Raw genomic sequence first — 26,755 nt, forward strand, 5'->3', positions numbered from 1 at the left:
ACCGCAGGCGGAGCCGGGCGCGCATACCTAGCCTTTTCCGAAGAATCCCCGACGACGTGGAGACCACATGCCAGGCGCCATCTATGCCGAAGGTCTGGTGAAGACCTTCGGCGACGTGAGAGCACTGGACGGCGTCGACCTCGATGTCCCCGAGGGCACCGTCCTCGGCCTGCTCGGGCCGAACGGCGCCGGCAAGACGACGACGGTCCGCTGCCTGACCACACTGCTGCGCCCCGACAGCGGCCGGGCGGTCGTAGCCGGCGTGGACGTGCTCAAGCACCCCGACACCGTGCGCCGCTCCATCGGCCTGTCCGGCCAGTTCGCGGCGGTCGACGAATACCTGACCGGCCGGGAGAACCTGCAGATGGTCGGGCAGCTGTACCAGATGAAGGCCAGGGCGGCCAAGCAGCGGGCAGCCGAGCTGCTCGACCAGTTCAACCTCGCGGACGCCGCCGACCGCCCCGCCAAGACCTACTCCGGAGGCATGCGCCGCCGGCTCGACCTCGCCGCCGCGCTCGTGGTCTCACCGCCCGTGATGTTCATGGACGAACCGACCACCGGCCTCGACCCGCGCAACCGCCAGCAGCTGTGGGAGGTCATCAAACAGCTCGTCTCCGGTGGTACGACCCTGCTGCTGACCACGCAGTACCTGGAGGAGGCCGACCACCTCGCGCACGACATCGCGGTCGTCGACCAGGGCCGCGTCATCGCCAAGGGCACCTCCGACCAGCTCAAGGCCCGCACCGGCGGCGAGCGCGTCGAGGTCGTGGTGCACGAGCGCGAGCGCATACGGTCCGCCGCCGAGGTGCTGCGCGGCTTCGGCAAGGGGGACACCACGGTCGAGGAGCACACCCGCAAACTCACCGTCCCCGTCACCGGTGGCGCCAAGCTGCTCGCCGAGGTCATCCGGGAGCTGGACACCCGGGGGATCGAGATCGACGACATCGGGCTGCGCCGCCCCACTCTCGACGACGTCTTCCTGTCCCTGACCGGGCACGTGGCCGAGGCAGCCGGAAACGACCAGGAGAACGGCAAGGAGGCCGTGAAATGAGTGCCGTCAACGACGCCGTGCCCCTCGCGGCGCCCGGCAACCCGATCGGCCGGTCCGTCCACGACTCGCTGATCGTCGCCAAGCGCAACTTGATTCGCATGTCCAGAATCCCCGAAATGGTGATATTCGGGCTGATTCAGCCGATCATGTTCGTGGTCCTGTTCACCTACGTCTTCGGCGGCTCCATGAAGATCGACGGCAGCACGAGCGCGACCGACTACAAGAACTTCCTGATGGCAGGCATCTTCGCGCAGACCGTCACCTTCGCCACCGCCAGCTCCGGCGCGGGCATCGCCGACGACATGCACAAGGGCCTCATCGACCGCTTCCGCTCCCTGCCCATGGCGCGCGGCGCGGTGCTGACCGGGCGGACCCTCGCCGACCTGGTCCAGACGGCGCTCACCCTGCTGGTCCTCGCCGTCGTCGGGCTCCTGGTCGGCTGGCGCGTGGGCACCTTCCACGACACCAACGTCGGCAGGGTCCTCGCCGCCTTCGGGCTGCTCCTCCTGCTCGGGTACGCGTTCACCTGGATCGGCGCCCTGATCGGGTTGACCGTACGCACCCCCGAGGCGGCCACCTCCGGCGGACTGATCTGGCTCTTCCCGGTGACCTTCCTCTCCAACGCGTTCGTGGACATCAGCAACATGACCCCGTGGCTGCGTCACATCGCCGAGTGGAACCCGTTCAGCGCCACCGTCCAGGCGACCCGCGTGCTCTTCGGCGACCCCGGCCAGTCCGACTCGACCGCCTGGCCCATGCAGCACTCGGTCGCGGCCTCACTGACCTACTCGGTCCTGATCGTCGTCGTGTTCCGCACGCTGGCGGTGCGGAAGTACCGCTCGGCCACCGCCTGACGGTACGACGACGCCCCCGGCGTCCATGGAATCCCATGGACGCCGGGGGCGTGGTCCAAGCTGGGGGCCGGGGTCAGCTCGAGTACGGCTCGGCCTTCAGGATCCGCACCGAGGCCTTCTTGCCGTTCGGCAGCTCGTACTCCGCGTCCTCGCCGACCTTGTGGCCGATGACGCCGGCGCCGAGCGGGGACTGCGGCGAGTACGTCTCGATGTCGGAGCTCGCGTACTCGCGGGAGGCGAGCAGGAACGTCAGCGTGTCGTCCTCGTCACCGTCGAAGGCGATCGTGACGACCATGCCCGGCGCGACGGTACCGTCCGCGGAGGCCGGAGCCTCGCCCACCTGGGCGTTCTCCAGAAGCTGGGTCAGCTGGCGCACACGCAGCTCCTGCTTGCCCTGCTCCTCCTTGGCGGCGTGGTACCCGCCGTTCTCGCGCAGGTCGCCCTCCTCACGCGCGGCCGCGATCTTGGCGGCGATCTCCGTGCGCGCAGGACCAGTAAGGTACTCAAGCTCGTCCTTGAGCTTGTTGTACGCCTCCTGGGTCAGCCAGGTGACGTTCTCGCTGGTCTGGGTCACAGGGTGCTCCTCGTCGGTACTGGGAATACAAAGCATCGCCCTACCCAGAAGAATGTTCCCTCTTGGATGGGCGAAACCACGAGCCTAACAATTCAATGGCGGAAGGGGGAGGACATAAGCCATCAGAATCACATCAACGCAGGTCAGCGTATACGCATTCCGGGTGACGGAGCGGCCGGATCAGCCGGATCAGCCGGAACCGGCGGGATCAGCCGGACCGGACGGGTCAGGCGGATCAGTCCGCGTGGCACCCGAGCAGCTCGGCCGTCGTCCCCTTGGCCGTCGTACGGAGCGTGACGACCTTGTCGATGCGCGTGGCCGAACCGGTGAAGCGGAAGTCCGCCCGGCCCACCTCGGCGCCGTCGGCCGACTGGGAGCGCAGGGTGCAGTAGCCGGTCGCGCCGGAGTCCTTGTGGACCTCCAGATGCACCTGGACCGCCTCGTCCGAGGCCTTGAAGGCGATCACCTGGGCGCTGATCTGGCTCTGCGCGACGTAGTGGTAGGCGAAGTAGCCGACCAGTGCGAGCAGGGCCGCGCCCAGCACCGAACCGGCGATCCTGAGCTTGCGATCGACGCGCTCGTCCGAGGAGCGGCCGTAGCGGCCCTCGGGCAGCCGCGTGCTCGCCGTACTCATGATCGTCCTCTCCGCGGAATTATTCGCCCCCCGATTCGGTCACTATAGAAGCCTCCCGCCCGCCGCCCGAGCACCGCCCCTCAAGGACGCCCCTGCGGGGCGGCACCTGTATAACTGCACCCCACGACGCGGGGCGCCGACTTACCGAGGATTGAGTCTTGACTGACCAGTTGCGACTGATGGCCGTTCACGCGCACCCCGACGACGAGTCGAGCAAGGGCGCGGCCACCATGGCGAAGTACGTGTCCGAGGGGGTGGACGTGCTGGTGGTGACCTGCACCGGCGGAGAGCGCGGCTCCATCCTCAATCCGAAGCTGCAGGGCGACAAGTACATCGAGGAGCACATCCACGAGGTACGCAAGAAGGAGATGGACGAGGCCCGCGAGATCCTCGGCGTCAAGCAGGAGTGGCTCGGCTTCGTCGACTCGGGCCTGCCCGAGGGCGACCCGCTGCCCCCGCTGCCCGACGGCTGCTTCGCCCTGGAGGACGTCGACAAGGCGGCTGGCGAACTGGTGAAGCAGATCCGCTCCTTCCGCCCGCAGGTGATCACCACCTACGACGAGAACGGCGGCTACCCGCACCCCGACCACATCATGACCCACAAGATCTCGATGGTGGCGTTCGAGGGAGCGGCGGACACCGAGAAGTACCCCGAGGCCGAGTACGGCCCGGCCTACCAGCCGCAGAAGCTCTACTACAACCAGGGCTTCAACCGCCCCCGCACCGAGGCCCTGCACAAGGCCATGCTGGACCGCGGCCTGGAGTCGCCGTACGGGGAGTGGCTCAAGCGCTGGAAGGAGTTCGAGCGCAAGGAGCGGACGCTGACCACGCACGTTCCGTGCGCGGACTTCTTCGAGATCCGCGACAAGGCGCTGATCGCGCATGCCACGCAGATCGACCCGGACGGCGGGTGGTTCAAGGTGCCGATGGAGCTGCAGAAGGAGGTCTGGCCGACGGAGGAGTACGAGCTGGCGAAGTCCCTCGTCGATACCTCCCTCCCCGAGGACGACCTCTTCGCGGGCATCCGCGACAATGCCTGACATGAGCGCAAGCGTGAGCCTGGCAGTGACGCACCTCGTCCCCCTCGCCGGTGAGGTCGACAAGAACAAGGTCACCCCCGGCGTCCTCGGCTTCATCGTGTTCGCGGTGCTGGCCCTGGCGGTGTGGGGCCTGATGAAGTCGATGAACAAGCACCTGCAGAAGGTCGACTTCAAGGAGGCCCCGGACGGCGTGGCGGAGGCGAAGCCCGACTCCCCGGCCAAGCGGGGCTGACCGCAAGGTCAGTGCCCCGCCGGTACCGCCACCCCCATCACCTCCCGGGCGTGGCGGTCCGGGGTCATGCGCAGGCGCCAGGCCTGCCAGCCCGCCTCCAGGTTCACGCCCCGCTCCAGCAGCAGGGCGTAGGCCGACAGCCAGTCGTCCAGTTTCTCGTCGCGCAGCGGATGGGTGGCGCGGGCCAGCTGGGCCAGCTCCTCCTGGGCGACCGCGGTGCCCACGTCGACGCCGCCCGGCGACGCGTACGGCAGCAGGGTGCAGCGCAGGAAGCGGGCCCAGTCCTCACCGCGCCGGTCGCCGTAGGACGTGAACAGGGTCAGCGCCTCGTCGCACAGGGACAGCGCCTGCTGGTTCCGGGCGTTGCCCGCGTCCACCACCGCCAGCTCCAGGCACGTCCAGGCCTCCCCGTGGGCGACGCCGATGCGCTGGAAGTCGGCGCGGGCGTCCACGAGCAGCTGGCGGGCGAAGCCCGAGTTGCGCAGCGAGCCGGTCTGCGCGGCCCGCTGGTCACGGGTGACCCGGGCCGAGTGGTGCCGGGCGCAGGCGAGGCCGTAGACATCGCGCATCCGGGAGAACATCTGCCGGGAGCGTTCGAGGTCGCGGACCGCCTGGTCCAGCTCGCCGGTCTCCTCCAGGGCCTGGCCGAGGTAGTACAGCGTCCACGCCTCGCCGCGCGCGTCCTCGTTCTCCCGGTGTCGGGCCGCCGCCTGGCGCAGGGCCTCGACGGCGGGGGTGGGGTCGCCGTCGACCAGCCGCGCCCGGGCCAGCTGGGTCAGCGCCCAGGCCTCCCCGCGGGCGTCGCGCGTACGGCCGTACCGCTCCAGGGCGGCCCGCAGCTCCGTCTCCGCGCGCGGTACGTCGCCCATGCGCAGGGCCAGCTGACCGAGCTGGAAGTGGGCCCAGGCCTCGCCGTGCACCGAGCCGCCCTGGGAGTGCAGGACCAGGGAACGGGTGAGCAGGTCCAGGGCCTCCGAGAGGCGGCCGCGGTCGCGCTGGACCGCGGCCAGCGCGTGCATCGTCCAGGCGCGGTCCGTCGCCAGCTCCGGGGCGGCCTGCAGGTCCAGGGACTCCTGGAGCCTGGCTGCGGCCTCGGTCAGCTGGCCCTGATGGTGCAGGGTGATCCCGAGGGACGTCAGGGCGCGGGCGGCGCCCGCGTCGTGGTGGGCCTCCCGGTAGAGGTCCACCACGGAGGCGAGCGTGGTGCGTGCCTTGTCGAGTTCACCGAGCTGGCGGGCCGCGATACCGGTGCGCCACTGCACCGAGCGCACCAGCAGGCCCTCGTCCACGGCCTGGGCCAGCTCGCTGATCTCGCCGAGCCGGTAGAGGTCGCCGCGCAGCAGGCAGTAGTCGCACAGGGCGCCGAGCAGGTTCAGCACGGCCGACTGGTTCACGCCCTCCGCGTGGCGCAGCGTCGCCGTGATGAAACTGGACTCGTCGTCCAGCCAGCGCAGCGCCTCGTCCAGCGAGGTGAAGCCGTGCGAGCCGAACCGGTCCGAGCGCGTCGACATGTTGCCGTCGACCAGGCGCAGCACCGAGTCGGCCAGTTCCGCGTAGTTCACGATCAGCCGCTCCTGCGCCGCCGTGCGCTCGGCCGGGTCCTCCTCGTCCAGCAGCCGGGCCTGCGCGAAGGCACGCACCAGGTCGTGCAGCCGGTAGCGGCTGCCGCGCACGTGGTCGATCAGGCCGGCCTGCGCGAGTGCCACCAGCCGGCGCGTGGCCTCCTGCTCGTCCGTGGCCAGCAGCGCGGCGGCCGCCGCCGCGCCGAGCGAGGCCCGGCCGGCCAGCGCCAGCCTTCTCAGCAGCCGGCGCTCGCTCGCCTGCTGGTCGGTGTAGCGCAGCCACAGCACGCGCTCCACCGGCTCCACCGGGCCGTAGGCGCCGAGATCGGAGGCCAGCTGCCGGGACGAGCGCGGGCCCAGCGAGGAACCGGCGACGCGCAGCGCCAGCGGCAGGCCTCCGCACAACTGCCGGATACGGTCGGTGGACTCGGCGTCGTACGGGCCCGACGTGTCCTGCGCGGCCGCGCTCAGCAGTTCCTCGGCGCCCGCCGCGTCCAGCGCCTGGACCGGCAGGTGGTGCACCCAGGCCGGCAGGTCCGCGGGCAGCTCGAGCGAGGTTCGGGCGGTGACCAGGACCAGACTGTCGGAGTGCTCGGGCACCAGGGCGCGCACCTGCTCCGCGTCCGAGGCGTCGTCCAGCACGATCGTCACCGGCAAGCCGGTCAGCTGCCGGTGGTACAGCTCGCCGAGCCGCTTGACCTGCTGGTCGGGTGAGGAGCGTTCACGGAACAGCAGCTGCTCGCGGGGGGCGCCGAGCCGGTTGAGCAGGTGCAGCAGGGCGTCCCGGGTGGGCAGCGGCGGCTCCTCGCGGCTGTCGCCGCGCAGATCCACGACGACCGCGCCACGGAAGTGGTCCTTGAGGTCGTGCGCCGCACGGACCGCGAGTGTCGTACGGCCCGAGCCGGGCTCTCCGTGCAGCACGACCACCGTCGGCCGGGTCTCGGTGGCGGCCCGGGCCGCCTGCGCCCACTGCCTGATCCGCGCCAGCTCCTGGCGACGCCCCGCGAACGGGCCGTCCGGCTCCGGCAGTTGTGCGAACGACTGCTCCAGCACCGTACGCCTGCGGGCCGCCGCGCTCTTGTCCGCGCCGCGCAGCGCCGGGCCGTTCGCCTTCTTCGGGCCGGTGGAGGCGCTGAGCACCCGTTGCTGGTCGAGGAACGGGCGGATGCCGCGCACCTCCAGTGCCGTCAGCCACTGCAGCCGCAACTGCTCCGGGCCGCCGGGCTGTCCGGCCGCGCCCGCGCGATGGTGGGCGGCGGGCAGATGGGAGCCGGCCACCTTCAGCACGGTGGCGGCGGCCCCCGCCGCGCCCACGGCGGCGCCCGCTCCGACGGCCGTGCCGGCACCCGTGCCGAGGGACAGGTCGGCGACGGCGGCGGCCACCGCGGCGACCGCGGCCACCAGCAAGGCCGTTCCGGCACCCTCGCGCGTGTACCGCTGGCCGAAGGTGAGGCGGCCCGCCTCGGTCTCGTCGAGCGTGCCCGTGTAGGCCTCGTACTCCTCGGCGGCCGTCTGTGCCATGGCGTCCAGCGCGCCGCGCGCCCGCGCCAGCAGCAGGTGTCCGTCGGTCCGCCCGCCGGAGCGCCGTACCTCCTCCTCCACGGCCCGTGCCAGCAACCGCTCGGCGTCCACCCGATGGCCGTCCCGCATGTCCCGTCCCCCTCCGGCGGCAACTCCTGTGCCTACGAGTGTCCTTGGGGGAAGCCGGCAGCGCGAGGGGGCGAAGATCAGGGGGTGGGTGAGGGTTTGGTGGCAACCGCCTTGCGGCGGGCCGTGTTTCTGCGGGGGCGCGAGGACTGACGACTCGTGAGGCAGGGAGCGCGGACCCGAAAGGACCTCGTGGCATGGGCCGACGCTACGAGGACTCCGGGTGGCCGCGCCCCTTGGACAGCGCCAGGAGCACACACGCCCCCGCCAACACCCCCTCCGCCACCGCACACGCGACCGCCTCGGCGAGCTGCGCACCGGCCGATGCCGTCGTTATGTCGAACCACGCGTCCAGCACCGCCACCGCCGCCGTCGCGGAGGCCGTGAGGCGGGCCCGGGGATCCCCGCGCAGTCCGAGTAAGGCCGTGGTGGCGCAGCCCGCCGCCAGGAGTGCGTCGAGGCCGATCCAGGCCAGTGACCAGTGCCGTACCTCCGTGCTGCCGGGCAGGGTCAGGGCGAGCACCACCATCCACGGCACGAGGAGGACGGCTCCCGCCCCGAGCAGGAGCAGCATCCACCTCTTCAGCGCGACCTTCATGAAAGAACCCCCGTCCGATCGTCTCTCGTCTGCTCCCCACCATAGACCGCAGAGAAATTTCTGCAAAGGAAAATCGGCAAACATCGGGGACGACTCGGGGTGCTCAGGGTTACGGTGGCCGCATGACCGACGGCATGCCCGAGATGACCAGCCTTGAGCGCACCGCTCTCTACAAGTCCCTCGGCAATCCCCTGCGCCGCCGGATCCTCGACTACCTCGGCCGGCACGGCGAGGCGAACTCCACCGTCCTCGCCCGCGAACTCGGCGAAAGCTCCGGGACCACCAGCTACCACCTGCGCAAACTCGCCGAGCAGCGGCTCATCGAGGAGATTCCGGAGAAGTCCGGCGGGCGCGAGCGCTGGTGGCGGTCCCTGCCCTTCAGCCACACCACCCCCGACCCGGCCGCCATGTCCCCCGAGGAGTACGCGGCCGCCGCACAGCTCGCCCACCTCAAGATCGAGTTTGACACCGCCCTCTACCGCCGCGCCCACCAGGAGTACCGCGGCCCCGAGGGCTGGGCCCAGGTCCAGCGTCACGGTACGTGGATGACCAGGGACGAACTGCTGGCCTTCATGCGGGACTACCACGCCCTGCTCCACCGCTACGGTCATCCACGCGAGACGGCGCCCGACGAGGCGCGCCCGGTGCTGATGCGTTTCTACGCGGTGCCGGAGCCCGTGGGAGAGTGGAACGGTGAACCGACTGGCCCATGAGACGTCTCCGTATCTGCTCCAGCACGCCGACAACCCCGTCGACTGGTGGCCCTGGTCGGCCGCGGCCTTCGAGGAGGCCCGCGAGAGTGGCAAACCGGTACTGCTGAGCGTCGGGTACAGCAGCTGTCACTGGTGTCACGTCATGGCCGAGGAATCCTTCGAGGACCGGGCCACCGCCGACCTTCTCAACGAGCACTTCGTCAACATCAAGGTCGACCGCGAAGAACGCCCCGACGTCGACGCCGTCTACATGGAGGCCGTGCAGGCGGCCACCGGGCAGGGCGGCTGGCCCATGACCGTGTTCCTCACGCCGGACGCCGAGCCCTTCTACTTCGGGACGTACTTCCCGCCGGAGCCCCGGCACGGCATGCCCTCGTTCCGGCAGGTGCTGCAAGGGGTCCGGCAGGCCTGGGACGAGCGGCGGGAGGAGGTCGGCGAGGTGGCCGGGAAGATCGTGCGCGATCTCGCCCAGCGGGAGATCGGCTACCAGACCGCCCAGCTTCCCGGCGAGCAGGAGCTCGCGCAGGCCCTGCTGGGGCTCACCCGCGAGTACGACCCGCAGCGCGGCGGATTCGGCGGCGCGCCGAAGTTCCCGCCCTCCATGGTCCTGGAGTTCCTGCTGCGGCACCACGCGCGGACGGGTGCCGAGGGCGCGCTGCAGATGGCGCAGGACACGTGTGAGCGGATGGCCCGGGGCGGTCTCTACGACCAGCTCGGCGGCGGGTTCGCCCGGTACTCCGTCGACCGCGACTGGATCGTGCCGCACTTCGAGAAGATGCTGTACGACAACGCGCTGCTGTGCCGGGTCTACGCCCATCTGTGGCGGGCCACCGGGTCCGACCTCGCCCGGCGGGTCGCGCTGGAGACCGCCGACTTCCTGGTGCGAGAACTGCGCACCGGTGAAGGAGGGTTCGCCTCGGCCCTCGATGCCGACAGCGACGACGGGAGCGGGCGGCACGTCGAGGGCGCGTACTACGTGTGGACCCCCGAGCAGTTCCGCCGGATCCTCGGGGAGCAGGACGCCGACCTCGCCGCGCAGTACTTCGGGGTGACGGAGGAGGGCACGTTCGAGCACGGGCAGTCGGTCCTCCAGCTTCCGCGGAGCGAGGGCGTGTTCGGGGCCGAGAAGGTCGAATCGATCAAGGGGCGCCTCCTGCGGGCGCGGGCCCAGCGGCCGGCTCCCGGCCGGGACGACAAGGTCGTCGCCGCCTGGAACGGGCTCGCGATCGCCGCGCTCGCCGAGACCGGGGCGTACTTCGGGCGGCCCGACCTCGTCGATGCCGCCGTCGGCGCCGCCGATCTCCTCGTACGGGTGCATCTCGACGAGCACGCCCGGCTCGCCCGGACCAGCCGGGACGGTCGAGTGGGGCCCAACGCCGGTGTACTGGAGGACTACGCCGATGTCGCCGAAGGCTTCCTGGCGCTCGCGTCCGTGACCGGCGAGGGCGTCTGGCTGGACTTCGCCGGGCTGCTCCTCGACCATGTGCTGACCCGCTTCACCGACCCCGCGAACGGCGCCCTGTACGACACGGCCTCCGACGCCGAGCGGCTCATCCGCCGGCCCCAGGACCCCACGGACAACGCCACCCCGTCGGGCTGGACCGCGGCGGCCGGCGCGCTGCTGGGTTATGCGGCCCACACCGGCGCCGAAGCCCACCGGACCGCCGCCGAGCGGGCGTTGGGCGTCGTCAAGGCGCTCGGACCGCGTGTGCCGCGGTTCATCGGCTGGGGGCTGGCCGTCGCGGAGGCACTGCTCGACGGGCCCAAGGAGGTCGCGATCGTCGGACCGTCCCTCGCCGACGAGCGGACAGCCGCCCTGCACCGTACGGCCCTGCTCGGCACCGCTCCGGGTGCTGTCGTCGCCGTCGGGACTCCGGACAGTGACGAGTTCCCGTTGCTCGCCGATCGTCCGCTCGTCGGCGGTGAACCGGCGGCGTACATCTGCCGTAACTTCACCTGTGACGCGCCGACGACGGATGCGGAACGACTGGGGGTGGCGCTCAATGCCCGCTGAGCGGTGGAAACGCGCGGGGGAGCGGAGCGTCGAACTGTCCAAATGTGAGCAGGTGTTCGGATAGATCCCGCTACCCGCACCACCGTTCCGAAACACACTATTTATCGGAACAGGTCTCGCCCTTCACGGAACCCCCCTAGTCTCTCCACAGCGACGTGACGGGTGTGACTCACCGTTGCGTCCCCGGGGGTACATGGGGATCTGGGGGGATCTGTTTGCTGACGTCTGTCTTCATCGCTGCCGTCTCGCTGGCCTTGTTCTGGGTGGCGGCCTTCACCTTGTGGTGGCAGATGCACGCGTGGCGTACGCCCGAGGTGCTCGCCTCCACCCGGTTCAACAGACCGGACGGGGACGAGCACCTGTCGTTCTCCCTGCTCCTGCCGGCACGGCACGAGCAGGCCGTGCTCGACCACACCATCCAGCGGCTGCTGGAGTCCACACACACCGACTTCGAGATCATCGTGATCGTCGGGCACGACGACCCCGAGACCACCGCGGTGGCCGAGCAGGCCGCCGAACGCGACCCGCGCGTGCGTGTCGTCGTCGACACCCACGAGAAGAAGAACAAGCCGAAGGCCATGAACACGGCGCTGCCGCACTGCCGCGGTGACGTCGTCGGGGTCTTCGACGCCGAGGACCAGGTCCACCCGGAGCTGCTCGCCCACGTCGACCACGCCTTCCGCACGACCGCGGCGGACGTGGTCCAGGGCGGGGTCCAGCTCATCAACTTCCACTCCAGCTGGTACAGCCTGCGCAACTGCCTGGAGTACTTCTTCTGGTTCCGCTCCCGCCTGCACCTGCACGCGCAGAAGGGGTTCATCCCGCTCGGCGGGAACACCGTCTTCGTGCGGACCGACGTCCTCAGGGAAGCGGACGGCTGGGACCCCCACTGCCTCGCCGAGGACTGCGACCTGGGCGTGCGCCTGTCCAGCGTCGGCAAGAAGGTCGTCGTCGCCTACGACTCGGACATGGTCACCCGTGAGGAGACGCCGGGCTCGCTGATGTCACTGCTGAAGCAGCGCACCCGCTGGAACCAGGGTTTCCTGCAGGTGTACCGGAAGAAGGACTGGAAGCAACTCCCGGCGCTCGGACAGCGGTTACTCGCCCGGTACACGCTGATGACCCCGTTCCTGCAGGCCTTCTCCGGCGTGATCATCCCGCTCAACGCGGGCGTGGCGCTCTTCCTCGACGTGCCCGTCGGCGTCGCCTTCCTCACCTTCCTGCCGCTGGTCACGGCCGCCGTCACCTTCGTCTTCGAGGTGGTCGGCCTGCACGACTTCGGCAAGCAGTACGGACTCAGGGTCCGCCCGGTCCACTACGTCAAACTCGTCGTGGGCGGCCCCTTCTACCAGGTCCTCCTGGCCGGGGCCGCGATCCGCGCCGTATGGCGCGAGCAACACGGCCGCACCGACTGGGAGTTGACCACGCACGTCGGCGCGCACCTCACCGCGGCCGAGCCCATCCGAGAGGACGTTCCCGCGTGACCTCCACTCTTCCCGCGGCGACCACTGCGAAGGTCCCCGCGGAGCGCGAGCCTGCGCCTGACACACGTTCGACCGGCCGAACGAGCCCGCCGGAGCGGCTCCGGTCCTTCCGCTCCGACCTGCTGCTGTGCGGACTCCTGCTCGCGGTGATCCTCCTGGTCCAGGGCTGGAACATCGCCGACTACCCGACCCTCAGCGACGACGAGGGCACCTACCTCGCCCAGGCCTGGGCCGTGCAGCACGGCAAGGGCCTGGCCCACTACACCTACTGGTACGACCATCCGCCGCTGGGCTGGGTCCAGATAGCCCTGCTCAGCTGGATACCCTCGGCGATCAGCCCCGGCTCGATGACCGTCGGCAGCATGCGGCCCACCATGCTCGTGATCAGCGCATTCAGCGCGGTGCTGGTGTACGTGCTCGGGCGCCGGCTCTCCCTGCCCCGCTGGGCCGCCGGGCTCGGCATGCTCCTGTTCGGGCTCTCCCCGCTGGCGGTGGTCCTCCAGCGGGAGATCTTCCTCGACAACATCGCCGTGATGTGGCTGCTGCTGGCGTTCTGCCTCGCCGCCTCGCCCAGCCGGCACCTCTGGCACCACTTCGGCGCGGGTCTCGCGGCCGCCGCGGGGGTCCTCACCAAGGAGACGATGCTCGTCGTCCTGCCCGCCCTGTTCGTCACGATGTGGCGGCACAGCCACCGCGACACGCGTAAGTTCGCCCTCACCGGGGCCGTCACCGCCTGCGTCCTGATCGGTTTCTCCTACCCGCTCTTCGCCCTGCTGAAGGGTGAGCTGTTCCCGGGCAGCGGGCACGTCTCCCTCTGGGACGGCATCAAGTACCAGATGTCCAGGCCCGGTTCCGGATTCATCCTGGACAGCGCCTCCGGCTCGTACGGCGTGCTGCACTCCTGGCTGTACTACGACCGGGTCCTGCCCCTCGGCGGCCTGGCCGCAGCCCTGCTGCTGATCGTCACCTGGCGCTGGTCGGTCACCGCCCGCGCCCTGGCCGGACCGGCCCTGACCGTGGCGATCCTGGCCACGGTGGCCCTGCGCCCCAACGGCTATCTGCCCGCCATGTACGTCATCGGCGCCCTGCCCTTCCTCGCCCTGGTCCTCGCGGGAGGCACCGCCTCCGTCGCCCACGGGGTGCTGCGCCGGTGGCGCGGAGAGGGCGAGAAGCGGTACGTCACCGGCGGCCGGTACGCGCTGGCCGTCGTACTGGCCCTCGCGGCGGGCGCCTACGTCGTACCGCACTGGTACGACGGCGACCGCACCGCCCTCACCGCGGACGCCAACCGGCCCTACCGGCAGGCCTCCACCTGGCTCAGCACACAGGTCGAGAACCCGAAGGACACCCGGGTCCTGGTGGACGACGCCCTCTGGCTGGACCTCGTGCACGCCGGATACCGGCCCGGGCTCGGCGCCATCTGGTTCTACAAGGCGGACCTCGACCCGGCCGTCACCGAGACGATGCCGCACGGCTGGCGGGACATCGACTACGTCGTCGCCTCGCCGACCGTCCGGCGCGACGCCCGGGACCTGCCCAACGTCAAGGCGGCCATCCGGCACTCCGAGCCGGTCGCCACCTTCGGCACCGGAGAAGACCGCATCGAGATCCGGCGGATCGGGCCGGCAGCCGCGGGAGGCGCGCGATGAGCAGCCACGAGCACACCGTCCCGGCCGCCGGCCTTGACGCCGCGGAGGTCGCCGAGCCCGGCGCCGTCACCATCGTCGTACCGACCTTCAACGAGTCGGCGAACATCCGGCAGTTGCTGCACCAGATCACCGCGTCGGTACCCGCGCGGCTGCCCTGCGAGGTCGTCTTCGTGGACGACTCCACCGACGACACCCCCGAGGTGATCCGCGAGGCCGCACAGGACTGCCCGTTCCCGGTGGCCGTGCTGCACCGCGAGGAACCGGTCGGCGGGCTCGGCGGGGCGGTGGTCGAGGGGCTGAGGGCGGCGGCCTCGGAGTGGATCGTCGTGATGGACGGCGACTGCCAGCATCCGCCGTCCCTCGTACCGGAGCTGGTGGCCACCGGCGAGCGGTCGAACGCCGGCCTTGTCGTCGCCTCCCGGTACATCAAGGGCGGCAGCCGGGCCGGCCTCGCCGGCAACTACCGGGTGGCCGTCTCGCGCGGCGCGACCTGGCTCACCAAGACCCTGTTCCCGCGTCGGCTGCACGGCATCAGCGACCCGATGAGCGGCTTCTTCGCCATCCGGCGCAGCGCGGTCACCGCGGACGTGCTCAAGCCGCTCGGCTACAAGATCCTCCTGGAGCTGGCCGTACGCAGCCGTCCCCGGCAGGTCGCCGAGGTGCCGTTCGTCTTCCAGGACCGGTTCGCGGGCGAGTCCAAGTCGACCGCGCAGGAGGGCCTCCGCTTCCTGCGTCACCTGGCCGGGCTGCGCACCGCCTCACCCGTCGCCCGCATGGTCGGCTTCGGGCTGATCGGCGCGAGCGGATTCGTGCCGAACCTGGTCGGGCTGTGGGCGCTGACCGTGTTCGGCCTGCACTACGTGTCGGCCGAGATCCTCGCCAACCAGCTCGGCGTCGCCTGGAACTTCCTGCTCATCGAGCAGCTGCTGTTCCGTGACCGGCGTGGGCACCGCCGCTGGTGGGACCGCCTGGGCCGGTTCACGCTGCTCGCCAACGCGGACCTGGTGCTGCGCATCCCGCTGATCGCGGTGCTCGTCGGCCGGTTCGCGATGGGCGCGCTGCCGGCCACCGCGCTCGCGCTGGTCATGACGTTCGTCCTGCGCTTCGTCGGGACCGAGGCGCTGGTCTATCTCCCGCGACGCCGCCGCGGGGGTCGTACAACCGCAAGGAGAGCCGCGTGAAGAAGCACCGCAGACGGACCGCGCTGCTCGGGGTGGGGGCCCTGACCGCCGGTCTGCTGCTCACCTCACCCGAGTCGGCGGTGGCCGCGAACCTGGTGAAGAACCCGGGCTTCGAGACCGCCGGTACGGACGGCATGCCGTACTGCTGGGAGAAGTCCGGCTGGGGCGACAACGACTTCAGTTTCGCGACGGTGCCGGACGCCCACTCCGGCACCAAGGCCATGAAGGTCACGCTGACCCGCCGGGTCGACGGCGACCGCAAGGCGCTGATCACCGAGTCCACCGACTGCGCGCCGGTGGTGAGCGTCGGCAAGCAGTACGACCTGGGGCTCTGGTACAAGACCAGCACTCCGGACGCCAACGTCACCCTCTTCCGGCACGACACCACCGCCGGCTGGCAGTACTGGACCGACCTCAAGACCCTGGACATGGCGTCGGCCTGGACGCGGGCCACGGTCCGTACCCCCGCGGTCCCGGCGGGTACCGACCGGATCACCTGGGGTGTCTCCGTCTACGGCACCGGTTCGGCGACCACCGACGACTACACCATGGATCAGGTCCCGGACACGCTGCCGCCCGCCCAGTGCACCGGCACGGGCGACCAGTGCGCCAACGGCAGCTGGTCGGTGCTGCCGACGCAGAACCCGGTCCGGTCCATGCACTCCGTCGTGCTCAACAACGGCAAGGTGCTGCTGATCGCGGGCTCCGGCAACAGCGAGGAGAACTTCGCCGCGGGCAGCTTCACCAGCGCGGTGTACGACCCGGCCAAGGGCACGTACAAGCTGATACCGACGCCGAAGGACATGTTCTGCGCGGGGCATGTGCAGCTCCAGGACGGGCGGGTGCTCGTCATGAGCGGCAACAAGGCCTATCCGGTGGCGGGCGGGCACGGCTACGAGGGCTTCAAGGACTCGTACATCTTCGACCCGAAGACCGAGACCTACAGCAGGACCAACGACCTCAACGACGGTCACTGGTACCCGTCGGCGACCGAGCTCGGCAACGGTGACGTCATCTCCTTCGGCGGTCTGCGCGAGGACTCCACCGGCTCGGTGACCGCCGAGTACTGGTCGAACGCCCAGCAGAAGTGGCTGGCGCTGTGGCAGGTCAACCAGACCTGGTCGTACTGGGGTCTGTACCCGTCGATGGTCCTGATGCAGGACGGCCGGCTCTTCTACACGGGCAGCCACGTCTTCGGCAACAACATCCCCGGTACGGGCTCGGCGATCTACGACTACAACGCCAACACCGTCACGCAGGTCCCCGGGCTGCAGAACAAGGACCAGCGGGACCAGTCCGCGAGCGTGCTGCTGCCCCCGGCGCAGAACCAGAAGGTCCTCACCATCGGCGGCGGCAACATCGACTCCAACCCGGACGCGGGCCGCCTGACCGACCTGATCGACCTCAAGCAGGCGAACCCGTCCTACGTCGCCGGGCCGCCGATGCCGCAGGGCACGGTCGACCTCGGCAACGGCAAGATCGCCGAGACCGGCAACCAGGGCAAGATGTACGTCTCCGCCGTGCTGCTGCCCGACGGCAAGGTGCTGGAGACGGGCGGCGCCCTGCACAACCGCGCCAACCCGGTGTACGAGTCCTCGATCTACGACCCGAACACCAACACCTTCGACCCGGTGAACGCCGACCCCCAGTCCCGTGGCTACCACTCCTCGGCGTTCCTGCTGCCCGACGGCCGCGTGATGGCCACCGGCGACAACCCGGGCAACGGCACCTGGAACCACAACGTGTCGATCTACACCCCGCCCTACCTCTACAAGGGCACCCGGCCGGCGATCACCTCGGTGATCAACCAGGAGTGGAAGTACGGCGACACCCAGCGGATCACCGTCGACCGGCCCATCGCCAAGGCCGAGCTGATCCGCCCGGCCGCGGTCACCCACTCCTCCGACCCGAACCAGCGCTTCGTCGACCTGCCGCTCTCGGTGAGCGGCAACAACGTCGACCTGAACGTGACGAGCAACCCCAACCTGGCCCCGCCCGGCTGGTACATGCTCTTCGCGGTGGACGCGGGCGGGGTGCCCTCGGTGGCCAAGTGGGTGCACCTGTCGGGCCCGGCGGCCCTGAGCGCCTCCGCGGTCTCCCCGCACGTCCACTCCTTCGCCGACGCCCTGTCCGGCAAGGTCTCCGGGCCCGCCAAGAAGAAGACGTCGCAGCCGGTCAGCCCGACGATCTCCGGCTGCGACCGGCACTACGGCTCGGTCAACGTGTGCGTGCCGACGGTCTTCCCCTCCCAGGTGAAGAAGACGACCGCGGCCCGCTGCACCTGGCTGAAGCAGAACCGCTACGGCCGGCTGAAGGTCAACGGCGGGGACGATCCGCTGGGCCTGGACCGGAACCGGGACGGGGTGGCCTGCGGGAAGGGAGACGTCAGCCGCCGTAGCTGAGGATCAGCAGGACCACCAGGACCTGGGCGGCCCACTGGAGCGCCACGGCCCAGGTCCGCCCATCGGTCCACCCGCGCCGCGGCCAGAGCAGGGCCGCGAGGCCCGCGACGACGGCCGCGGCGAGACTGCCGTACACGAGTGCCCCCGGGACCTGGGGGCACTCGTCGTACGCGACGCAGCGGCTGCCGCGCTCGGTGCTGAGTGCGGCGATCGCCGCCAGGAGCACGCTCGGGATGAGCAGGGCCAGTCCCCACGCCGACCATCGGGTGAGGGCACGGCCGGGAGCCGGCGGCCGCGTGGAATGCGCTGTCGTCATGGACCCAGCCAACCGCCCCGGGGGTGCCCGAAGGATCGGCTCCGGTACTCAGTCGCCCTGCGTACGCATGCTCAACGCCCGTTCCACGACCGCCTCCAGCTGATCGTGGTGCGCGCCCTTCCAGTAGGCCCGGCCGCATTCCGTGCACTGGGCGAAGACGTCGTACGACCGTTTCGTGCCGCCCTTGAGCTGGGCGGCGACCTCTTCCTTGGTGGCCTCCTCGAGGAGGCCGTTGCAGGCGGTGCAGCGGGTCCAGGGCCGCAGCTCGGGGGCGAACCGGTCGAGGACGTCCCGAAGTTGGTCCTCCGGGTGGGTGCTGTAGATGTACGCCCCGGCCCACAGCTCGCGGCGGCGCAGCAGCCCCCGGTCGCGGCTGAGCATGACCCGCTTCTCCGCCGCCGAGCGGGCGGCCAGCGCCGGGTCGCCGATGTCGGTCGACTCGTAGGCCGTGTCCACGCCGAGCAGACGCAGTCGGCGGGCGAGCGTGCCGAGGTGGACGTCGAGCAGGAAGCGGAGGGGGGCGCCGGGGACCTGCTGGGGGCGCTCGACGGACCGCACCTCCACCGAGTCGCCCGCGCTGGGGATGTACGACGTCGGCACCTCGCGGCCGTTGACCCGCAGGGTCCCGACCTCGGTCAGCGGGACGCCGGTCGACTCGACCACGTGGCCGAGGGTCGAGACGCCGTCGATGGTGACGGGGGTGGCACCCCGGCGCCGCTCGCTCGGGACGAACACGGCCAGGTCGGGGCCGAACTCGACGTGGATCGCGGGACCGTTCACCCGGTCAGGATGCCACGGGAAGGGGCGCCGGGCTCAGGGATATCCGGTGGGGAGGCCTTGCTCCAGGACGTCCAGGGCCCGGTCCACGAGGTCGCGGAGTTCGCCCTCGAAGCCGCTCTCCGCCCAGTGCAGGTAGACCTCCATGAGGCCGCCGGTGAGGGACATCGCGTAGACGCGGACCTCGAGGCTGTCCGGGTCCAGGCCCGAGCGTTCGGCGATCGCTCCGCGCAGCAGGCGCCCGGTCTCCGACATGCTCTCGAACATCCGGGAGCGGACGGCGGGCACCTGCACCCCGAGGTGTGTCCGCATCCGGAGCACCTCGGGGTCCTGCGCCATCATCGCGTCCAGGGCCTTGTGGATCACGTACCGCAGCGAGTCCATCCACGACTCCCCGGCGGGCCGGGCGCGCAACTCCTCGAGCAGCAGCGGGTCGTACTCGTCCGTGAGGACGATGTCCTCCTTGGTCGGGAAGTAACGGAAGACGGTGGATGGCGACACCTCGGCCCGCTCGGCGATCTGCTCGATCGTCGTGGCGTCGTACCCCTGCTCCTTGATCAGCGCGTACGTCGCGGTGCGGATCGCCTCGCGGGTCTTGATCTTCTTGCGTTCCCGCAGGCCCAGCTGGGGCCGGTCGGCGGGGGAGAGGGGGGAACGTGCGGCCGTCATGGACGTCATTGTCCGGCATCCCTCCCCGACGTGGCCATGTCCGGGGTGTCGCGCGGCTCGTTCCGTGCGGCGGACGGCGTGCCCGGCAGGAATGCCGCGGCCGACAGCGCCGAGACAAGCGCCGCGATCCGCACGTGCGTGACAGTAACCATGAAATGAAAGTAACTCTCAAAATATAGTTACTTTCACGGGGAGTGACTTTCGGGCAGACGAAAAATGGCCACGGCTCGCAAGCCGTGGCCAGGGGGGTGGGGAAAGGGGTCAGGCGTGCTGGTACGCCACCAGCGAGATGCCGACGTAGTGGACGACGAACGCGGCGAGCGTGAGGGAGTGGAAGACCTCGTGGAAGCCGAACCAGCGCGGTGCGGGGTTCGGGCGCTTGATGCCGTAGATCACGCCGCCGGCGCTGTAGAGAAGGCCGCCGACGATCACCAGGACCAGGACGGTGATGCCGCCGGTGCGCAGGAAGTCGGGCAGGAAGAAGACGGCCGCCCAGCCCATCGCGATGTAGCAGGGGGTGTAGAGCCAGCGCGGGGCGCCGACCCAGAAGACGCGGAAGATGATGCCCGCGGCGGCCGCGGCCCAGATGCTCCACAGCAGCCACTGACCCTTGGCGCCGGGCAGCAGCAGCATGGTCAGCGGGGTGTAGGTGCCCGCGATGATCAGGAAGATGTTGGCGTGGTCGAGGCGGCGCAGCACGCCGTCCATCCGCGGGCTCCAGTTGCCCCGGTGGTACAGCGCGCTGACGCCGAAGAGCAGACACGCCGTGAGGGCGTAGATCCCGCAGGCGATGCGGCCTCTGGTGGAGTCGGCGAGGGCGGTGAGCGCGAGTCCCGCGATGAGTACGGCCGGGAACATGCCGAGGTGCAGCCAGCCGCGGAGCCTGGGCTTGACCGGATGCGGCAGGGTGAGCGCGACGGGACCGCGGCCGGCGGCCGGCGGGTCCATGGGCGCGTCGGGGGCGGACGCAGTCATGGGGGGCATGGTACCTACGGCTCCGTAAGTCGTGCGTCAGTGCGCAGGGGTGAGTGGGCGTAACGCAAAAAGTCCTTCTGTTGAACTCCATGTGCACGCAAAGAATCACGGAAACCGTGGGATTCCTCACGTCGCTCACCTGTGATGCCCTCTGGACAGATGCGCACTAGAATCGGATGATCAAATGAGTGCGGTCGGCACCGGATGAGCGGCTACGAAGCATCCGGGTCGCGGCCCCCACGGGGCGACAAGACAAAAACCCCCTCTTTTAGGAGCGATCGTGGCGCGCGACATCGCGGCTCCCACCGTCATCCCCACCAACCACCAGGAACTGATCTCGTGGGTCAACGAGATCGCCGAACTGACCCAGCCGGACAGCGTGGTCTGGTGTGACGGATCCGAGGCCGAGTACGAGCGACTGTGCGAGGAGCTCGTCGGCAAGGGGACCTTCAAGAAGCTCGACCCGATCAAGCGCCCACACTCCTACTACGCCGCCTCCGACCCGACCGACGTCGCCCGTGTCGAGGACCGGACCTTCATCTGCTCCGAGAAGGAGCAGGACGCCGGCCCGACGAACCACTGGAAGGACCCCGCGGAGATGCGGGAGATCTTCTCCGGTGACAAGGGCCTGTTCCGCGGCTCGATGCGGGGCCGGACCATGTACGTCGTCCCGTTCTGCATGGGTCCGCTCGGCTCCCCGCTGTCCGCGATCGGCGTGGAGATCACCGACTCCGCCTACGTCGCCGTCTCCATGCGCACCATGACGCGCATGGGCCAGGCCGTCCTGGACGAGCTGGGTGACAGCGGCTTCTTCGTCAAGGCCGTGCACTCGCTCGGTGCCCCGCTGGAGGAGGGCCAGCAGGACGTCCCCTGGCCGTGCAACACGACCAAGTACATATCCCACTTCCCGGAGAGCCGCGAGATCTGGTCGTACGGCTCCGGCTACGGCGGCAACGCCCTGCTCGGCAAGAAGTGCTACGCCCTGCGCATCGCCTCCGTCATGGCCCGCGACGAGGGCTGGCTCGCCGAGCACATGCTCATCCTCAAGCTCACGCCTGCGCAGGGTGAGTCCAAGTACGTCGCCGCCGCCTTCCCGAGCGCCTGCGGCAAGACCAACCTCGCCATGCTGGAGCCCACCATCTCCGGCTGGACCGTGGAGACCATCGGCGACGACATCGCCTGGATGCGCTTCGGCGAGGACGGCCGCCTGTACGCGATCAACCCCGAGGCCGGCTTCTTCGGTGTCGCGCCCGGCACCGGTGAGCACACCAACGCCAACGCGATGAAGACGCTGTGGGGCAACGCGGTCTTCACCAACGTCGCCCTCACCGACGACGGCGACATCTGGTGGGAGGGCATGACCGAGGAACTGCCCGCCCACCTGACCGACTGGAAGGGCAACGACTGGACGCCGGCCTCCGAGACCCCGGCCGCCCATCCCAACGCCCGCTTCACCGTCCCGGCCTCCCAGTGCCCGATCATCGCGCCGGAGTGGGAGGACCCCAAGGGCGTGCCGATCTCGGCGATCCTCTTCGGCGGCCGCCGCGCCACCGCGGTGCCGCTGGTGACCGAGTCCTTCGACTGGAACCACGGCGTCTTCCTCGGCGCCAACGTGGCCTCCGAGAAGACCGCCGCCGCCGAGGGCAAGGTCGGCGAGCTGCGCCGCGACCCGTTCGCGATGCTGCCGTTCTGCGGCTACAACATGGGCGACTACATGGCCCACTGGATCGACGTGGCCAAGGACAAGGAGCAGTCCAAGCTGCCGAAGATCTACTACGTCAACTGGTTCCGGAAGAACGACGAGGGCAAGTTCGTCTGGCCCGGCTTCGGTGAGAACTCCCGCGTCCTGAAGTGGATCGTGGAGCGCCTGGAGGGCAAGGCCGAGGGCGTCGAGACCCCGATCGGTGTCCTGCCGACCAAGCAGGCCCTGGACACCAACGGTCTCGAACTGTCCGACTCCGACCTGGACTTCCTACTGACGGTCGACAAGGAGGTCTGGCGCGAGGAGGCGGCCCTGGTCCCCGAACACCTCAACACCTTCGGCGACCACACCCCGAAGGAGCTGTGGGACCAGTACCGCGCGCTGGTGCAGCGCCTGGGCTGATGCCCCGATGAGCTCCGCGGCCGGCCGAGTGCCCTGACCAGCGACGTCACGACGGCCGGCCGCGGCGTCGCCCCGCAAGCGGCCGGTGATGCACAACGGCGTGCGCCATCGGCCCCTTCGGCGTGTGCGGTGGTCTCCTCGCCGGGTACCCGCCCCGCCTCCACGGCCACGAGAAACGGCAGCCCGCGCGCGGTGATCTCCTTCCGCCTGGCGCCTCCCGCTCCTGCGGAGACCGGGGCGTCTCGTCGAATCGAACGTGGCAACGCTGTGCAGGACGTAGTGCGTGGGGAGACGGGCGACGGCGGCGAGGTCTTCGGGCCTGGCCGACCGGACCTTGGCAGTGGGGGCAGTCGCAGGCCCTTTCTTTCCGCGGCACCGGCGATCAGCCACGATCAGCCACTACAGTGCATTCCGGCGCCGGACTACCGGTGACCACGCGGGCCAAGCCGCGCAGTTCCATGGCGCCCGGTCCGCGCGTCGCTGCGGGTGCACGCGGACCGGGGCCGTTCATGAAGCCCTGGAAGGGCTAGCCGGCGGCACTCCGCTCCTGCAGGGCCTGCGCGGCGGCGTGCGCGTCCATGCGCTCAGCCGCGAGGATCGCCGCCGCCGTGTTCGCCCGGGAGGCCGCGACGACGAGCGCGCGCCCGGCGAGCGCGTGGGCCCGCCGGTGCAGGGCGGAGACCTCCTGCGCGGCGGGCATCGAGGCACGGACCGGGGCGCGGCCTCCGCGCAGCCGGGCCACCAGCTCGGCGAGCCGCTCCGCCGCGGTGTCGAGTTCGGCGGAGGGGCCGGAAGAGCGCAACTCGTCCGTGACGGCGAGCAGCGCCGCGAGATGGCCCGCGAGCTGGATGTCCAGCTCCTCTTCGCGGGAGCGGTGCGGGAAGTCCGAGGTGGTGTCGGCCATCGTGCTGTGGACCGACTTGGTGCGGATCGGCTCGTACATGGGATGGCCTCCTGTGCGCTGACAGAAACCATCCTAGCTTGGAATTCGTCTAAAGTTGAGCCTGTTCGCGGAAGCGGGTCGTACGGTCACGCACGGTGAACCTTGCGCGGTCGGGCGCGTGGGTGGGCCGTGCGGGCCGGTGCCCGCCACACGTCCACACGCCACACCTTGCACGAAAAGTCCCATCTGCGGGCAATTCGCCTATGGTGATGCCGTGCGCGGAATTCTGTTGGCCGGGGGTACCGGCTCAAGACTGTGGCCGTTGACCCGTTCGGTGTCGAAACAACTGCTGCCGGTCTTCGACAAGCCGATGGTCTATTACCCACTTTCCACACTGCTGATGGCCGGCGTCCGGGAAATTCTGGTCGTCACCACCCCTGAAGACCAGGCCCAGTTCCGCCGGTTGCTCGGCGACGGCAGTCAACTGGGCCTGCGGCTGGAGTACGTGGCCCAGGAGCGTCCGGAGGGAATCGCCCATGCCTTCGTCCTGGGGGCCGGCTTCATCGGCGACGAGTCGGTCGCGCTGATTCTCGGCGACAACATCTTCCACGGCACCGGCCTGGGCACACGGCTGGCCCGCTATGACGACCTCGAGGGCGGCAGGGTGTTCGCCCATCAGGTCGCCAACCCCTCGGCCTACGGCGTCGTGGAGTTCGACGAGCGGGGCCGGGTGCTGTCCATCGAGGAGAAACCGGCCCGGCCGAAATCGCGGTACGCCGTGCCCGGACTGTACTTCTATGACAACCACGTCGTGGAGATCGCGCGCGGCCTGCGACCCAGCGCCAGGGGCGAGTTGGAGATCACCGACCTCAACCGCGTCTATCTGGAGGCCGGGATGCTGCACGTCACCCGGCTCGACCGGGGCACCGCGTGGCTGGACACCGGGACCTTCACCTCCATGGTTCAGGCGTCGGAATTCGTCCGGGTGATCGAGGAGCGTCAGGGCTTCAAGGTCGGCTGTATCGAGGAGGCGGCCTGGCGGGCAGGCCTGATCGACGACGACCGGCTCCGGGAACTGGCCCAGCCGCTGCTCAAGAGCGGATACGGCCATTACCTGCTGGGTCTGCTGGAGGATTACCGACACCTCGTGGCGCCCCCACGGGGCAGCGGCGACACCGCATCGCGTCGCGAGGAACTGCCCAGCACCGGGCCCGGAGCCTTTGTGTGACGACGTCCTTCTCCTGTCCCGACCGGGGAGTTCGACCTGGCCTTTGTCGCGGGTGCGGGACGACCGGTCCAGTGCCCCGGTAGCCGTCGTCCGCGATCCGTGGTCCTGCCGGCGGCGTCCTTCGCACCGGACAGCTGCCACGCCCACGATCAGTGCGGTGTCCCCACGGACCCACTGAACCGCTTTGCCTGCTGGAGGGGCGCCCACGGGTCCGAGGTGGTCGATGATGCGATCGACGGCGGACCTGGACCCCGAGCGGCGGTGCCAGTTGGGGCAGGGTCAGGTTTGTCCGCCAGTAGCGGCGACCGGCGGCACAGGTCCTCCAGCGGAAGGCTCCACATCCGGCGGGCGCACCGGATCCGCACCCGCGCGCTGCGGCGCGGTGATCAGCCGGGCGAATAACCGACGCGAGCTCAGCCCGGTGAACGGGGCTGTCCCGGACGGCTCGACGCCGCGATCACACCAGCCACAGCAAGATCATCGCAGCCGTGCTTCCAGCAGTTGTGGGACGGCCCTTGAAGCAGCACGGCTGACGTACCGAAGACGCGGACGTCAAGTCCGGCAAAAACAGCTGCGTTGTGGAAGGAAGTGGCCAGGATGCAACCACTGGGAATTGAAGGGGCGTGGGTGGACACCCCCACGGTGTTCACGGACGACAGGGGCCGATTCCACGAGTGGTTCAAGGGCGAGAGATTCCAGGATTCTCTCGGCCAGGGACTCCGCCTGGCGCAGGCCAACTGCTCCCGCTCCGCTCGTGGCACTCTCCGCGGTATCCACTACGCGTCGGTTCCGCCGGGACAGGCCAAGTACGTGACGTGCGTCGCCGGCGCCGTCCTCGACGTGGTGGTCGACATCCGCACCGGTTCCCCGACGTTCGGGAAATGGGAGGCGGTTCGGCTGGACGACGCGACACACCGTTCCGTCTACCTCTCGGAAGGGCTGGGCCACGCCTTCATGGCGCTGAAGGACAACTCCACGGTCGTCTATCTGTGTTCGGAGGGATACGCGCCACAGCGGGAGTTCGGGATCAGTCCGCTCGACCCGTCGCTGGCCATCGCCTGGCCCGAGGATCTCGTGCCGTGCCTTTCCGGCAAGGACGCGGCGGCGCCCACGCTGCAGGAGGCCGAACGCCAGGGCCTGCTGCCCTCATTTGCGGCGTGCGGCGCGTACCGCAGAAGGCTTGCGCTTGGGGAGTTCCACTGATCCGGAATTACCGGGCCGCTGAAATCATCGCGGCTCGTTACGGCCAGCCGGGTGATATTGGATTATGCCACGGGCCGATTCCCGGTCATCCCATCCCTCGAAGTGAACAATGGCCACCAGTGGTCACGATTCGGTGAGCGCACTCTTCGGGTGTGCTTGCGGTGTGGTCCCTCTCCCCAGTTTCGCGAGGAAGGTTCTCAGTGAGCCGTAGAACGATGCGGATTTCACGCGTGAAATCCGCCACCATGGTTTCGGTGGGCGCGCTTGCGGTTGTGCTCAACATCGCCCCGAGCACGGTGGCCGTCGCCGACGCGATCCACCGGTCCGGCGGGAACAGCAGTACGGGGCTGCCCGGCCCGAACGGTGCCACGAGTGCCACCCCGGGTAAGGCGAAGGCCGCCGACGTGAGCGACCCGCACCGCGACCGTGGTCCGCAGGGACCGCGTGGTCCGCAGGGACACACCGGCAGGACCGGCCCTCAGGGACCGCAGGGTGTCCCGGGTATCCCGGGTGTCCAGGGTCCGCAGGGTGACCTGGGTCCCCAGGGTCCGCGAGGCTTCCAGGGATTCCAGGGTGTTCCGGGCGTCCAGGGTGTTCCGGGCGTTCAGGGTCCGCAGGGTGACCTGGGTCCCCAGGGTCCGCGAGGCTTCCAGGGATTCCAGGGTGTTCCGGGCGTCCAGGGTGTTCCGGGCGTCCAGGGTCCCCAGGGTGACCTGGGTGCGCAGGGCTTCCAGGGTGTCCCGGGCGTCCAGGGTGTTCCGGGCGTCCAGGGTCCCCAGGGTGACCTGGGTGCGCAGGGCTTCCAGGGTGTCCCGGGCGTCCAGGGTGTCCCGGGTGTGCAGGGTCCGCAGGGCTTCCAGGGTGACCTGGGTGTGCAGGGTCCGCAGGGCTTCCAGGGTGACCTGGGTGTGCAGGGTCCGCAGGGCTTCCAGGGTGACCTGGGTGTGCAGGGTCCGCAGGGCTTC

The 26,755-nt window shown here is 70.0% G+C and carries 24 protein-coding genes; 13 read left to right on the top strand and 11 right to left on the bottom strand.

Annotated features, from left to right (window positions below; genetic code table 11):
- Positions 1–67 precede the first annotated feature (67 nt).
- Both ACFZDC_RS11590 and ACFZDC_RS11595 read left to right on the top strand, forming a co-directional pair.
- Positions 68–1,051, top strand: a complete 984-nt coding sequence (locus ACFZDC_RS11590) for an ATP-binding cassette domain-containing protein (RefSeq protein ID WP_391322593.1) — start codon at positions 68–70, stop codon at positions 1,049–1,051.
- Complete coding sequence (locus ACFZDC_RS11595; RefSeq protein WP_391322596.1) at positions 1,048–1,905, top strand: ABC transporter permease; 858 nt, start codon at positions 1,048–1,050, stop codon at positions 1,903–1,905. The genes ACFZDC_RS11590 and ACFZDC_RS11595 overlap by 4 nt, the downstream gene beginning before the upstream one ends.
- Before the next feature lie 73 nt (positions 1,906–1,978).
- Here the strand turns inward: ACFZDC_RS11595 and greA are convergent, their stop codons facing one another.
- Both greA and ACFZDC_RS11605 read right to left on the bottom strand, forming a co-directional pair.
- A complete protein-coding gene (gene greA / locus ACFZDC_RS11600; protein ID WP_391322598.1) occupies positions 1,979–2,479 on the bottom strand; it encodes a transcription elongation factor GreA in 501 nt (166 codons plus the stop codon).
- Between the two features lie 235 nt (positions 2,480–2,714).
- The gene (locus ACFZDC_RS11605) at positions 2,715–3,113 is read right to left on the bottom strand and encodes a DUF4307 domain-containing protein (protein WP_391322600.1); all 399 of its coding nucleotides are present in this window, start codon (positions 3,111–3,113) and stop codon (positions 2,715–2,717) included.
- Positions 3,114–3,271: 158 nt separating this feature from the next.
- On the opposite strand from ACFZDC_RS11605, the gene mca reads away from it, so the two are divergent.
- Complete coding sequence (mca, locus tag ACFZDC_RS11610; RefSeq protein WP_391322602.1) at positions 3,272–4,153, top strand: mycothiol conjugate amidase Mca; 882 nt, start codon at positions 3,272–3,274, stop codon at positions 4,151–4,153.
- Positions 4,146–4,385, top strand: a complete 240-nt coding sequence (locus ACFZDC_RS11615; RefSeq protein ID WP_391322604.1) for a hypothetical protein — start codon at positions 4,146–4,148, stop codon at positions 4,383–4,385. Before mca ends, ACFZDC_RS11615 begins: the two co-directional genes overlap by 8 nt.
- An 8-nt stretch (positions 4,386–4,393) precedes the next feature.
- Here the strand turns inward: ACFZDC_RS11615 and ACFZDC_RS11620 are convergent, their stop codons facing one another.
- Entirely contained in the window at positions 4,394–7,597 is a 3,204-nt protein-coding gene (locus tag ACFZDC_RS11620) for a tetratricopeptide repeat protein (RefSeq protein WP_391322606.1), read from the bottom strand.
- A 205-nt stretch (positions 7,598–7,802) separates the two neighbouring features.
- Positions 7,803–8,192, bottom strand: a complete 390-nt coding sequence (locus ACFZDC_RS11625) for a hypothetical protein (protein ID WP_391322608.1) — start codon at positions 8,190–8,192, stop codon at positions 7,803–7,805.
- A 122-nt stretch (positions 8,193–8,314) separates the two neighbouring features.
- Between ACFZDC_RS11625 and ACFZDC_RS11630 the strand changes: the two genes are divergently transcribed.
- The 6 genes from ACFZDC_RS11630 (at position 8,315) to ACFZDC_RS11655 (ending at position 17,635) form a co-directional block, all read left to right on the top strand.
- Positions 8,315–8,905, top strand: a complete 591-nt coding sequence (locus tag ACFZDC_RS11630) for a helix-turn-helix domain-containing protein (RefSeq protein ID WP_391322610.1) — start codon at positions 8,315–8,317, stop codon at positions 8,903–8,905.
- Entirely contained in the window at positions 8,886–10,919 is a 2,034-nt protein-coding gene (locus tag ACFZDC_RS11635) for a DUF255 domain-containing protein (protein WP_391322612.1), read from the top strand. Before ACFZDC_RS11630 ends, ACFZDC_RS11635 begins: the two co-directional genes overlap by 20 nt.
- A 215-nt stretch (positions 10,920–11,134) precedes the next feature.
- Complete coding sequence (locus tag ACFZDC_RS11640) at positions 11,135–12,403, top strand: glycosyltransferase (protein ID WP_391322614.1); 1,269 nt, start codon at positions 11,135–11,137, stop codon at positions 12,401–12,403.
- Complete coding sequence (locus ACFZDC_RS11645; RefSeq protein WP_391322615.1) at positions 12,400–14,052, top strand: phospholipid carrier-dependent glycosyltransferase; 1,653 nt, start codon at positions 12,400–12,402, stop codon at positions 14,050–14,052. The genes ACFZDC_RS11640 and ACFZDC_RS11645 overlap by 4 nt, the downstream gene beginning before the upstream one ends.
- A complete protein-coding gene (locus ACFZDC_RS11650; RefSeq protein WP_391322617.1) occupies positions 14,049–15,233 on the top strand; it encodes a glycosyltransferase in 1,185 nt (394 codons plus the stop codon). Before ACFZDC_RS11645 ends, ACFZDC_RS11650 begins: the two co-directional genes overlap by 4 nt.
- Positions 15,230–17,635 (top strand): galactose oxidase-like domain-containing protein, encoded by a 2,406-nt coding sequence (locus ACFZDC_RS11655; RefSeq protein WP_391322619.1) that lies wholly within the window; start codon positions 15,230–15,232, stop codon positions 17,633–17,635. Before ACFZDC_RS11650 ends, ACFZDC_RS11655 begins: the two co-directional genes overlap by 4 nt.
- On the opposite strand, the gene ACFZDC_RS11660 is transcribed toward ACFZDC_RS11655, so the two are convergent.
- The 5 genes from ACFZDC_RS11660 to ACFZDC_RS11680 form a co-directional block, all read right to left on the bottom strand.
- On the bottom strand, positions 17,619–17,951 hold the full coding sequence (locus tag ACFZDC_RS11660; RefSeq protein WP_391322621.1) for a hypothetical protein: 333 nt from the start codon (positions 17,949–17,951) through the stop codon (positions 17,619–17,621). The genes ACFZDC_RS11655 and ACFZDC_RS11660 overlap by 17 nt on opposite strands.
- Before the next feature lie 48 nt (positions 17,952–17,999).
- Entirely contained in the window at positions 18,000–18,731 is a 732-nt protein-coding gene (locus ACFZDC_RS11665) for a Mut7-C RNAse domain-containing protein (protein ID WP_391322623.1), read from the bottom strand.
- A gap of 33 nt (positions 18,732–18,764) precedes the next feature.
- Positions 18,765–19,406 (bottom strand): TetR family transcriptional regulator, encoded by a 642-nt coding sequence (locus ACFZDC_RS11670; protein ID WP_391322625.1) that lies wholly within the window; start codon positions 19,404–19,406, stop codon positions 18,765–18,767.
- Entirely contained in the window at positions 19,403–19,549 is a 147-nt protein-coding gene (locus ACFZDC_RS11675) for a hypothetical protein (protein ID WP_391322627.1), read from the bottom strand. Before ACFZDC_RS11675 ends, ACFZDC_RS11670 begins: the two co-directional genes overlap by 4 nt.
- A gap of 109 nt (positions 19,550–19,658) precedes the next feature.
- Entirely contained in the window at positions 19,659–20,372 is a 714-nt protein-coding gene (locus tag ACFZDC_RS11680; RefSeq protein ID WP_391322629.1) for a hemolysin III family protein, read from the bottom strand.
- Positions 20,373–20,652: 280 nt separating this feature from the next.
- On the opposite strand from ACFZDC_RS11680, the gene ACFZDC_RS11685 reads away from it, so the two are divergent.
- Complete coding sequence (locus ACFZDC_RS11685) at positions 20,653–22,476, top strand: phosphoenolpyruvate carboxykinase (GTP) (protein WP_391322630.1); 1,824 nt, start codon at positions 20,653–20,655, stop codon at positions 22,474–22,476.
- Between the two features lie 526 nt (positions 22,477–23,002).
- Here ACFZDC_RS11685 and ACFZDC_RS11690 read toward each other — a convergent pair.
- Positions 23,003–23,419: a hypothetical protein gene (locus ACFZDC_RS11690; protein WP_391322633.1), complete on the bottom strand. Its 417-nt coding sequence runs from the start codon at positions 23,417–23,419 to the stop codon at positions 23,003–23,005.
- Positions 23,420–23,633: 214 nt separating this feature from the next.
- On the opposite strand from ACFZDC_RS11690, the gene rfbA reads away from it, so the two are divergent.
- Both rfbA and rfbC read left to right on the top strand, forming a co-directional pair.
- Positions 23,634–24,587, top strand: coding sequence for a glucose-1-phosphate thymidylyltransferase RfbA (rfbA, locus tag ACFZDC_RS11695; RefSeq protein WP_391322635.1), 954 nt, complete (start codon positions 23,634–23,636; stop codon positions 24,585–24,587).
- Between the two features lie 597 nt (positions 24,588–25,184).
- A complete protein-coding gene (gene rfbC, locus ACFZDC_RS11700; RefSeq protein WP_391322637.1) occupies positions 25,185–25,790 on the top strand; it encodes a dTDP-4-dehydrorhamnose 3,5-epimerase in 606 nt (201 codons plus the stop codon).
- 224 nt (positions 25,791–26,014) lie between these two features.
- Here the strand turns inward: rfbC and ACFZDC_RS11705 are convergent.
- Positions 26,015–26,755 (bottom strand): hypothetical protein (locus ACFZDC_RS11705; protein WP_391322639.1); only part of this gene is annotated, 741 nt, incomplete at its 5' end.

It is taken from the genome of Streptomyces sp. NPDC007905 (genome assembly GCF_042959345.1).
In the GTDB taxonomy this organism is placed as follows: Bacteria; Actinomycetota; Actinomycetes; order Streptomycetales; family Streptomycetaceae; genus Streptomyces.

Coding starts and splice junctions, on each gene's coding strand:
- ACFZDC_RS11605 (WP_391322600.1), bottom strand. CDS start 3,113: ATGAGTACGGCGAGCACGCGGCTGCCCGAGGGCCGCTACGGCCGCTCC.
- ACFZDC_RS11650 (WP_391322617.1), top strand. CDS start 14,049: ATGAGCAGCCACGAGCACACCGTCCCGGCCGCCGGCCTTGACGCCGCG.
- ACFZDC_RS11660 (WP_391322621.1), bottom strand. CDS start 17,951: ATGACGACAGCGCATTCCACGCGGCCGCCGGCTCCCGGCCGTGCCCTC.
- ACFZDC_RS11675 (WP_391322627.1), bottom strand. CDS start 19,549: ATGGTTACTGTCACGCACGTGCGGATCGCGGCGCTTGTCTCGGCGCTG.
- ACFZDC_RS11595 (WP_391322596.1), top strand. CDS start 1,048: ATGAGTGCCGTCAACGACGCCGTGCCCCTCGCGGCGCCCGGCAACCCG.
- ACFZDC_RS11590 (WP_391322593.1), top strand. CDS start 68: ATGCCAGGCGCCATCTATGCCGAAGGTCTGGTGAAGACCTTCGGCGAC.
- ACFZDC_RS11670 (WP_391322625.1), bottom strand. CDS start 19,406: ATGACGTCCATGACGGCCGCACGTTCCCCCCTCTCCCCCGCCGACCGG.
- ACFZDC_RS11620 (WP_391322606.1), bottom strand. CDS start 7,597: ATGCGGGACGGCCATCGGGTGGACGCCGAGCGGTTGCTGGCACGGGCC.
- ACFZDC_RS11690 (WP_391322633.1), bottom strand. CDS start 23,419: ATGTACGAGCCGATCCGCACCAAGTCGGTCCACAGCACGATGGCCGAC.
- ACFZDC_RS11630 (WP_391322610.1), top strand. CDS start 8,315: ATGACCGACGGCATGCCCGAGATGACCAGCCTTGAGCGCACCGCTCTC.
- ACFZDC_RS11625 (WP_391322608.1), bottom strand. CDS start 8,192: ATGAAGGTCGCGCTGAAGAGGTGGATGCTGCTCCTGCTCGGGGCGGGA.
- rfbC (WP_391322637.1), top strand. CDS start 25,185: ATGCAACCACTGGGAATTGAAGGGGCGTGGGTGGACACCCCCACGGTG.
- ACFZDC_RS11680 (WP_391322629.1), bottom strand. CDS start 20,372: ATGACTGCGTCCGCCCCCGACGCGCCCATGGACCCGCCGGCCGCCGGC.
- ACFZDC_RS11615 (WP_391322604.1), top strand. CDS start 4,146: ATGCCTGACATGAGCGCAAGCGTGAGCCTGGCAGTGACGCACCTCGTC.